Source organism: Microbispora rosea (genome assembly GCF_900156315.1).
Classification (GTDB): domain Bacteria; phylum Actinomycetota; class Actinomycetes; order Streptosporangiales; family Streptosporangiaceae; genus Microbispora; species Microbispora rosea.
This window is the reverse complement of the sequence record NZ_FTNI01000061.1, coordinates 1-9,108: the sequence shown is the minus strand read 5'-3', so window position 1 is coordinate 9,108 and position 9,108 is coordinate 1. Positions and strand designations below refer to the sequence as shown.

Genomic DNA, 9,108 nt, shown 5'->3' with positions numbered 1-9,108 from the left:
ATCGCGGACATGGCGGCGGAGGGGCTGGTGCATGTGCATCAGCCGCAGTTGGAGGCCGGTAAGCCGGATCTGAACTTGCTGGAAAGGGTGCTCAGTGGACTTCGCAGGCTCTAGCCGGGGGTTGACCTCGACGAAGATCGTCGTTGCGGGGGGCTTCGGTGTGGGGAAGACGACCTTCGTGGGGGCGGTGTCGGAGATCGTGCCGTTGACGACCGAGGCGGTGATGACGGATGCCTCGGCGGGTGTGGACGATGTGGGGTTGGTGCCGCACAAGACGACCACGACGGTGGCGATGGATTTCGGGCGGGTGTCGCTTGACCGGGATCTGATTTTGTATTTGTTCGGTACGCCGGGTCAGCATCGGTTCTGGTTCATGTGGGATGACCTGGTGCGGGGGGCGATCGGTGCGGTGGTGCTGGTCGACACCCGGCGGTTGGCGGACAGTTTCCCGGCGGTGGACTACTTCGAGGAGGCGCGTCTGCCGTTCGTCGTCGGCGTCAACGGCTTCGACGGGCAGTTCCCCCACGCCGAGGAGGAGGTGCGGGAGGCGATGACGTTGTCGCCGCACATCCCGATGGTCCGCACCGACGCCCGCGACCGCGAATCCGTCAAGAGCACCCTGATCACGCTGGTCGAACACGCGCTAACCATGCGCGTCGCCGTACCCGGCCCCAATTTCCACCAAGGCCGCGTCTGACGGGCCGGGCTCTGCGGCGGGCGGCCCAGTCGGCGCCTGCTCCACCCCATGGAAACTCCTCGCAGGCGCGGACCTTCCATGGGGCCGGGAAGACCACCACAAGGGCGGCCTCGGTGAGGCACTCCGGGTTCAGCGGGGCAGGGCCTCGATCAGGCTCGCCCCGGCGGGCAGCGGCAGGATGCGGGAGAGCGTGAAGCCGGCCTCGCCGAGCAGCCGGGTGTGCTCGCTCGCCGTGCGCTCCATCCCGCCGTCGGTCAACGCGAGCATGCGCATGTCGAGGTCCTTGCCGATGTGCGGCGTGGCGTCGTCCGGCAGCACCATCTCCAGCAGCAGCAGCCGGGCGTGGGGGGGAGCCGCCCTCCGCACGTTGGCGAGGATGCGCAGGCTCGCCTCGTCGCTCCAGTTGTGGATGACGCTGGCCAGCAGATAGAGGTCCCCGCCCGCGGGCACGCTCTCGAAGAAGTCGCCGCTCTCGAACTCGCACCTGTCGCCGAGTCCGCGCGCGCTCAGGGACGCCCGGGCGTTCTCCACGACGTGCGCGATGTCGAAGAGCACGCCGCGCATGCCGGGGTGCCGGTCGAGCACCGCCGCCAGCAGGTGCCCGGTTCCCCCGGCGATGTCCACGAACGTCTCCACACCGGTGAAGTCGTAGGAGGTCGCCAGGGCGGCCTCCAGCGGCGCCGCGCGGATGGCCATGTACTCGTTGAACAGGCGGGCGGCCTCGGGATGCTCCTGGAAATAGCCATACAACGGGCCGAATCGCGCGATGAAGGCGGACCGCCCGTCCCTCACGGTCTGCGCCAGGTTGCCCATGGCGTACCAGTAGCCGTTCTCGGCCGCCATGCGCAGGGCGGAGCGCATGCTGCCGGGAACGCCGTCGCGCAGCGTCTGCCCTTCCTCGGTCAGCTCGTACGTCTCCGGAGCGACGGCGCGGACCACGCCGACCGTCTCGAGTTCCCGCAGCAGGCGCGCCAGGGAGGGCTCGTGCGCCTCGCACGCCTTGGCGAGCTCCGGCACACCCATCGGGCCGGAGGCCAGATGCTCGGCGCAGTCCAGCTCGGCCATCGCGGCGAGCGCGGCGAACCGGGAGAGCCCGACGATGGCGTCCCAGGCGGGGCCGGTGCTGTCGATCAATGCTTCTCCAGAACAGTTGAGGTGGAGGAGCCGCCCCGGACCAGGCGGCCCACTTCGGCGCGCAGCCGGACGAACGCGTCCAGCTGCCGCGTCGCGATCTGGTCCCGTGAATCGCCCAGGCCGACCGGCAGGTCGGCGGCGACCCGGGCCGGCGACCGGGTGAGGACGACCACCCGGTCGCCGACGTAGACGCTCTCATCGATGTCGTGCGTGATCAGCAGGGTGGTCATGCCGTGATGCGCGCAGACCCGCAGCACCAGGTCCTCCAGGTCCTCGCGGGTCTGCGCGTCGACCGAGCCGAAGGGCTCGTCCATCAGCAGCAGGGATGGGCGGTAGGCGAGAGCGCGGGCGATGGACACCCGTTGCTGCATGCCGCCGGACATCTCCCAGGGGTACTTGTCCGCGGCGTCGGCCAGCCCGACCTGGTCGAGCGCGGCTGTGGCCGCCTCCCTGCGGCGCCGCCGGTCCAGCCCGCGGCGTCGCAGCGGCAGCGCCACGTTGTTCGCGGCGGTCATCCAGGGGTAGAGCGAACGGCTGTAGTCCTGGAAGACGACGGCCAGGTTGTCGGGGATGCGGTCGACGGGCTGCCCGCCGATCAGCACCCGGCCCCCGGTGGGGCGGATGAGACCGGCGACGGATCGCAGCAGAGTGGACTTGCCGCAGCCGGAGGGGCCGACGACGCAGACGAGTTCGCCCTCGGCGGCGCGGATGCTCACCCCGTCGAGAACGCGATGCGAGCCGTACGAGTGGACCAGATCGGTGATCTCGAGCACGATGCCTTCCTAGGTGGTCTGCCTGGCGTTCCTGTGCCAGGCGAGAACGCGCCGTTCCATCAGCAGGAACGCGGAGTTGAGCAGATAGCCGAGGAGGCCGAGCACCACCAGGCACCCCCACATGTCGGTGTAGAGGTAGGTGCGCTGTGCCGTCAGGAGCCGGTAGCCGAGGCCGCCGGAGCCGGCGAGGATCTCGGCGATGATCAGCAGGATCAGGGCCAGCGAGAGGGCCAGCCGCAGGCCCGCGAAGATCTTGGGCATCGCGGCGGGGACGATCACTCGGGTGAGCCGCTGCGCCGTCGAGAATCCGAAGATGCGGGCGGTCTCCAGGTGCTGCCGGTCCACCGTCCGGGTGCCGTCGATGGTGTTGAGGAGGATCGGCCAGATGATCCCGAACACGATCGTCGTGAGCTGCGCAGGCGTGCTCAGCTTCAGCAGAGCGAGGAAGAAGGGCACCAGCAGCGGCGGCGGCACGGCCCGGCCGAGGTGGATCAGCGGGTCGAGGTAGCCGGACAGGCGGGGGGAGCAGCCGATGGCGATTCCGGCGGCCACTCCGAGGACCGCGGCCAGCGCCCACCCGGCGAACAGACGGGCGAGGCTGGGGCCGAAATCGTCCATCGCCTGCTCCGTCAGCAGGAGGTGGGCGGGCGGGCCCGACAGCCACATCTCGCCCATCCGGGCCAGCGTCGCCGACGGGGGAGGGAAGAACGGCTGCTCGGCGGCGCGGGTGGCGACCTCCCAGACCACGAGCGTCACCGGCACCAGCCAGAGACGGCCGACGGCTCTGATCACGTTCATCGGGCGGCTCCGGTGCGTACGTCGTGCCAGCGGAACAGCCTGCGTTCCACCGCGACCAGGGCGGTGTTGGACAGGACGCCGAACAGGCCGGCCCACAGGGCCGCGCCGAGCATCAGGTCCATCCGGTTGCCGCTCGCGGCCTCCGTGATGTAGATCCCGATCCCCTCCGCTCCTCCGGCGAGCAGTTCCGCGCTGACCACGAGGATGACGGCGGTGCCGGCGGCGACGCGGATGCCGGTCGCGATGAAGGGCGCGGCGCTGGGCAGCGCCACCCGGAGCAGCACGGACATCGGACCGAACCCGAAGCTGCGCAGGGTCTCCTTGGCGAGGGGGTCGACGTCCCGCAGCGCGTAGATCGTGTTGATGACGATCGGCCAGGACGCCGCGTAGACGATGACGGCCACTCTCAGGTGCAGGTTGTCACTGAAGATCAGGATCGCGAGCGGGATGATGGCGACCGAGGGGATGGGCCGGAGAAACTCGATCAGCGGCCGTACGGCGCGTTCCACGGGCGGCAGGGCCCCGAGCGCGAGTCCGGCCGGGACCGACACCGCAACGGTCAGCAGCAGCCCGAGTCCCCACGCGGCGAGCGAGGCACGCGCGTCCGCGAGGAACTCCTGATCGACGAGCAGTTCCGCCGCGCCGCGGAGGATCGTCGACATCCGCGGCAGGAAGCGATCGTCGATCAGGCCGGTCGCGCCGACGACCTCGGCCGCGGCGAGGAACCCCGCGACGCCGGCGACGCCGCGGAGGACTCGTGCATGTTCCATAGCAGGTACGGGATCTCCGTCAGCTCGCCGGGGGCGGCAGGATCATCGACTTCACGTCGAGATCGTTCTTGATGTAGCCGTACTCCTTCATCAGGTCGGCCACGCGCTGGAGACGGGTCTCGCTGAGAGAGGTCGGATAGGAGCCCAGGGAGATGACGGCCGCGGTGGCGGCGTCGATCTTGGTGTACTTGGGCAGCATCTCCTCGACGATCTTGCGGTCCTTCGCGACGAGCGCCTGCGCCTTGCCGAGTGCCCGCTGGAACGCGGCTATCGCCTTCGGATATTTGCTCGCGGTGGCGTCAGTGGTGAACCAGCCGGCGATGGGAAGACTTTCGGTCGGACCGGTCATCTCGTCGACGATGATTCGGCCGCCCGCTTTTGATTCCACCGTGATGACCGGCTCGGTCATCGCGGCCGCGTCGACCTGACCGTTTTCCAGCGCGGCGGGCATGTCGGGGAACGTCTTCTCCACGAACTGGTCGGGGGTCGCGGTCACCCCGGCCACCTTCATCTGCACCTCGGCGGTCAGCTGGCTGACGCTGTTGAGCACGTTGACCGCTATGGTCTTTCCCTTGAGGTCTGCGACAGTTTTGATCGGGGAGTCCTTTTTGACCATAATGACGAAAGCGCCGGGCGCGGCCCCGTAACTGTCGGCGACATACTTGAACTTCCCCGCGCCCTTGTCCTGGGCGAGGAAAGTGCCGACGTAGGCGCCGAGCGAGATGTCGAGGCTCCCGCCCAGCAGCTTCTGGGTGGCGACGGCGCCGCCGGCGACCACCTCGGGCTGGACCTCGAGGCCCTCCGCCTTGAAGAACCCTCTCTCGATCGCCACCTGCAACGGCGCACTGTCCGGCACCGGGATGGTGCCCACCTTCAGCGTCGTCTTCTCCAGTCCGTTGCCTGAGGAAGAAGCGGACGTCGTCTCGGAGTTGCTGCAAGAAGTGAGCGCCAGAACGGCTGCGGCGCCGACGGCGAGAGTGCGACTCATAAGCCTCATGAAGTCTCCTTGTCTGGAGTGTTGAGGTGCCGTCCGCCCGGGTCGTCCCGCATAGACGGCGACGGGCGAGAAGCGTACAGGAGCCGTACGGATTAGATGTGTTTGAGTCACGATTGTAGTGAAATTTAGGACTAAATCACTTCTGTCATCCTTTGGAATTACGGCCTGGGGTTTGGACCGGTTCCACGAGGGGTGGCAGCGTCCATGGCCTGTCCGATATTGCCTTCCCCCTGCTCGACGCCGCCCTGCCGATATGTGTTTAAGGTCGGTCGGAACGTTGGACCGCTCCAATATCCCAAGCTCTTTGTCTATCTCGATGCCTTATGCTCAAATTGCCCGGTGATGTGCGGGCTCTCGCAATAGAGCGACCCCCAAAGCCTTATCCCTTGAGATTCAGCGCGAGAGGTTGCGCCAGTGAGGACAGCAACGATCGAGAGCGGTCGCCGCGCCGAGCCGGAACCGGTCGCCGAGCCCGCCGGCGGCGCGTCCTCCGCGGACGGCGGACCATCCGAGGCGCCGGCGACCGGCAACTCGATACAGCTGAAGAACTGGCGGGTGCGAACCCGGCTCGTCGCGCTGATCGTGCTGCCCACCGTCGTCGCGGTCCTGCTCGGCGGTCTGCGGGTGGCGGGTTCGATATCCAGCGCCGCCGAGTATCAGCGGGTGCGCGAGGCCGTCGAGCTCGTCGGCAACGTCGGCGTGCTCCTCCACGAGGTGCAGCTGGAGCGGGACCTGTCGGTCAAGTACGTCGCGGGCGGCCGCCGTGACCGAGACCTGCTCACCACCGTGAGAAACCAGCACGAGGCCGTGGACGCCGCCGTGCAGCAGGTGCGCGGCCGGGCCGGGACGAGCGGGGACGCGCTGGGCGGGCTCGGCCGGGAGGACCTGGCGCGGGCCCTGGCCCGTCTGTCGGACCTGACGGCGTTCCGGAAGATCGTGCTGGAGTCGCAGCTTGCGCCGCTGCGCGGCATCGAAAACTACCGGCTCGTCACCGACGACCTGCTGAAGCTGTACGACGCGGCGGGTCAGGGAGTTCCGGACGAAGGGCTGTACGCGAGCATCAAGGCGCTCGCGGCGCTCGCGCGGGCCAAGGAGGCCGTGTCGGAGCAGCGCGCGCTGCTCGCGGTGGGACTGGCCCGGCAGCGGCTCGACCCGGCCGAGCTCGACGCCTTCACCGGCGCGGCGGCGCGGGAGCAGAGCGAACTGACGGCGTTCACCGCCGTGGCCACCACCGACGAGCGTCAGCTCTACAACGACACGGTCACCGACCAGAAGGTGGACCGCGCGCGGTTCTTCATCGACCGGGCGCTTTACCTCGTCCGCGCCGGGCAGCTCATCCGCAACGTCGGCGGCAGGGGGACCGACGCCGACCGCTGGTTCGACGCGATCAGCGAGCAGGCCGACCTCATGCGCGACGTGATGACCGGACTGACCAAGTCGATCGTCACCCGCAGCGACGAGCTGCAGAGCTCCGACCGGAACGTGGCCGTCGTCAGCGTCACGATGGTCGTCCTCGTCCTGCTCCTCGTGCTGCTCATCACCGCCGTCATGGCGCGCTCCCTCGTACGGCCGCTGCGGCGCCTGCGAAGTGAGGCGCTGGAGGTCGCCGGGCACCGGCTGCCCACGCTGGTGCAGCGGCTGCGCGAGTCCGAGGGCGACGCGGCGGGGCAGGCCAGGGTGCAGCCGATCGGCGTGGCGTCCGCCGACGAGATCGGCGAGGTCGCGCGGGCCTTCGACGAGGTCCACCGTGAGGCCATCCGGCTGGCGGGCGACGAGGCCCGGCTGCGCAGCAACGTCAACGCGATGTTCGTGAACCTGTCGCGGCGCACCCAGACCCTCGTGGAGCGCCAGATCGCCCTGATCGACGGTCTGGAGCAGGGCGAGCAGGACGAGCAGCGGCTCGGCGACCTGTTCAAGCTCGACCACCTGGCGACCCGCATGCGCCGCAACAGCGAGAACCTCCTGGTCCTCGCCGGGCAGGAGCCCGCACGCCGCTGGAGCCGGCCCGTCGAGATCACCGACGTCATCCGGGCCTCGCTGTCGGAGGTCGAGGGCTACGAGCGGGTGACGCTGAACTTCCCCTCGGACGTCTCGATCGCCGGTCAGGCCGTCAACGACGTCATCCACCTGCTCGCCGAGCTGGTGGAGAACGCGCTGGCGTTCTCGGCCCGCGACACCCGCGTGGTGGTCTCGGGCAACCGGATCGACGGCGGGGGCGTGATGATCTCCGTCACCGACTCCGGCATCGGCATGACGTCGGAGGAGATCTCCCAGGCGAACTGGCGGCTCGCGAACCCGCCGGTGGTGGACGTGTCGGTGTCGCGGCGGATGGGCCTGTTCGTGGTCGGCCGTCTCGCCGCCCGCAACGGCATCAGGGTCCAGCTCAGGCCGCACGACGGAGGCGGGCTGACCGCCATGGTCCTGCTGCCCGAGTCCATCATGGGGTATCCGGCGCAGCAGCCGGAGTCCTCCTACTCCGGCGCGTTCGCCCCTGCCTGGAGCCCCCGGCAGGCCGAGCAGGGGAACGCGCAGCAGGGCATCGGGGGCTGGGGCCGTCAGCAGCTCCCGGCCTCCGGGATCGCCGCGCCGTCGCTCCACGATCCGCTCACCCGGATACGCGGCCGGTCGTCCGGCATGGACGAAGCGGCGACCGGGCCTCTGCCGGCGGTGACCGGGCCCGTCCCGACGGCGTTCGGCGCGATGCCGGCGACGACCGGCCCGGTCTCGATCTCCGGGCCGGTGCACGGCGCTCCCGTCCCGCCGGGCGGCGCGCGTCCGAACGGAGCACAGACCGGGCCGCAGGCCGAGGAGTATCTGCCGATCTTCGCCTCGGTCGAGTCCGCCTGGTTCCAGCGCACCCCCGCCACCGACACCGGATCGGGCTGGCAGAACGACTCGCCCATGGACGCCGGATGGCAGGCCGCGGCCGCGGCCACCGAGAAGCCCGCCTCGGACGGCACGACCACCTCGGGTCTGCCCAAGCGGGTGCCGAAGGCCAACCTGGTGCCCGGCTCGGCCGATCCGGCCGCGATGTCGGCGGCGCCCGCCCCCGCGCAGCCGCTCCTGTCGCCCGACCGGGCCCGCAGCCGGCTGGCGAGCCTGCAGCAGGGCGTACGGCAGGGCAGGGCGGTGGCCAGGGGCGAACTGAGTGAGGACGAGGGCTACCCGACCGCGAAAGGGGACGGCGCATGAGTGAGTTGAGCCAGGGCGCACGCGGCCTGAACTGGCTGATCGATGATTTCGTGAGTTCGGTGCCCGGCGTGGCGCACTCCGTCGTCGTCTCCTCGGACGGGTTGCCCCTGGCGTTCTCGCACGGGTTCCCGAAGGACCGGGCGGATCAGCTGGCGGCGGTGGCGGCCGGGTTGATCAGTTTGACGCAGGGTGCGTCGCGGGTGTTCGAGGGTGGCCCGGTGACGCAGACGGTGGTGGAGATGCAGCGGGGGTTGTTGCTGATCATGTCGATCAGTGACGGGTCCTGTCTGGCGGTGCTGGCGGCTGCCGACTCCGATCTGGGTCTGGTGGCCTATCAGATGACGTTGCTGGTCGAGCGGGCGGGTCAGGTGCTGACCCCCGCGGTACGCGCCGAGCTCCAAGCCGTGTCGTATCCCCGGAGGTGACCGGATGGATCCGTGGGGACAGCAGCCGGGCGCGGACCCGTGGGGTCAGCAACCCGGCGCGGACCCGTGGGAGCGGCAGCCGGGCGGGCCGATCCCCGAGGAGCCCGCGTCTCCGGTGCGCCCGTTCACCGTCACCGGCGGGCGTACGACGCCTCGCATGCAGCTCGCGCTGGAGGCGCTGGTCTCCTCCGCCACGACCACTCACTACGACCTGTCCACGAGGCCCCCGGAACATCGGGCCATCGCCTCCCTGTGCCGTCAGGTGCGGTCGGTGGCTGAGGTGTCGGCGTTGCTGCGGATTCCGCTGGGTGTTGTCCGTGTG

Annotated in this window: 10 protein-coding genes; 5 read left to right on the top strand and 5 right to left on the bottom strand. The window is 69.7% G+C overall.

Annotated elements, in window-relative coordinates; translation table 11 throughout:
* The coding region (locus BXA11_RS40720; protein ID WP_143734819.1) for a DUF742 domain-containing protein at nt 1-114 on the top strand (114 nt) is incomplete at its 5' end.
* A gap of 7 nt (nt 115-121) precedes the next feature.
* The gene (locus tag BXA11_RS40715; RefSeq protein ID WP_076443290.1) at nt 122-697 is read left to right on the top strand and encodes a GTP-binding protein; all 576 of its coding nucleotides are present in this window, start codon (nt 122-124) and stop codon (nt 695-697) included.
* A gap of 129 nt (nt 698-826) precedes the next feature.
* Here BXA11_RS40715 and BXA11_RS40710 read toward each other — a convergent pair whose 3' ends face one another.
* Genes BXA11_RS40710 through BXA11_RS40690 form a run of 5 tightly spaced genes read right to left on the bottom strand, consistent with a single transcriptional unit; the run spans nt 827 to nt 5,160 of the window.
* Complete coding sequence (locus BXA11_RS40710; protein ID WP_239105343.1) at nt 827-1,831, bottom strand: methyltransferase; 1,005 nt, start codon at nt 1,829-1,831, stop codon at nt 827-829.
* Nucleotides 1,828-2,604 (bottom strand): ABC transporter ATP-binding protein, encoded by a 777-nt coding sequence (locus BXA11_RS40705; protein ID WP_030512573.1) that lies wholly within the window; start codon nt 2,602-2,604, stop codon nt 1,828-1,830. The genes BXA11_RS40710 and BXA11_RS40705 overlap by 4 nt, the downstream gene beginning before the upstream one ends.
* Nucleotides 2,605-2,613: 9 nt before the next feature.
* Nucleotides 2,614-3,402, bottom strand: coding sequence for an ABC transporter permease (locus BXA11_RS40700; RefSeq protein ID WP_076443287.1), 789 nt, complete (start codon nt 3,400-3,402; stop codon nt 2,614-2,616).
* Nucleotides 3,399-4,172, bottom strand: a complete 774-nt coding sequence (locus BXA11_RS40695) for an ABC transporter permease (RefSeq protein ID WP_076443286.1) — start codon at nt 4,170-4,172, stop codon at nt 3,399-3,401. Before BXA11_RS40695 ends, BXA11_RS40700 begins: the two co-directional genes overlap by 4 nt.
* Before the next feature lie 19 nt (nt 4,173-4,191).
* On the bottom strand, nt 4,192-5,160 hold the full coding sequence (locus BXA11_RS40690; protein ID WP_036409627.1) for an ABC transporter substrate-binding protein: 969 nt from the start codon (nt 5,158-5,160) through the stop codon (nt 4,192-4,194).
* A 423-nt stretch (nt 5,161-5,583) separates the two neighbouring features.
* On the opposite strand from BXA11_RS40690, the gene BXA11_RS40685 reads away from it, so the two are divergent.
* The 3 genes from BXA11_RS40685 to BXA11_RS40675 all read left to right on the top strand — a co-directional run.
* Entirely contained in the window at nt 5,584-8,361 is a 2,778-nt protein-coding gene (locus BXA11_RS40685) for a sensor histidine kinase (protein WP_239105344.1), read from the top strand.
* Nucleotides 8,358-8,786 carry a roadblock/LC7 domain-containing protein gene (locus BXA11_RS40680; protein WP_076443285.1) on the top strand — a complete coding sequence of 143 codons (429 nt, stop codon included), beginning with the start codon at nt 8,358-8,360 and terminating at the stop codon, nt 8,784-8,786. Before BXA11_RS40685 ends, BXA11_RS40680 begins: the two co-directional genes overlap by 4 nt.
* A gap of 4 nt (nt 8,787-8,790) precedes the next feature.
* Nucleotides 8,791-9,108, top strand: a 318-nt coding sequence (locus BXA11_RS40675) for a DUF742 domain-containing protein (protein WP_143734818.1), incomplete at its 3' end; no start/stop codon positions are given.

Excerpts from the sequence above, each read along its gene's own strand:
- BXA11_RS40700 (WP_076443287.1), bottom strand. The coding sequence starts at position 3,402 with ATGAACGTGATCAGAGCCGTCGGCCGTCTCTGGCTGGTGCCGGTGACG.
- BXA11_RS40695 (WP_076443286.1), bottom strand. The coding sequence starts at position 4,172 with ATGGAACATGCACGAGTCCTCCGCGGCGTCGCCGGCGTCGCGGGGTTC.
- BXA11_RS40690 (WP_036409627.1), bottom strand. The coding sequence starts at position 5,160 with ATGAGTCGCACTCTCGCCGTCGGCGCCGCAGCCGTTCTGGCGCTCACT.
- BXA11_RS40680 (WP_076443285.1), top strand. The coding sequence starts at position 8,358 with ATGAGTGAGTTGAGCCAGGGCGCACGCGGCCTGAACTGGCTGATCGAT.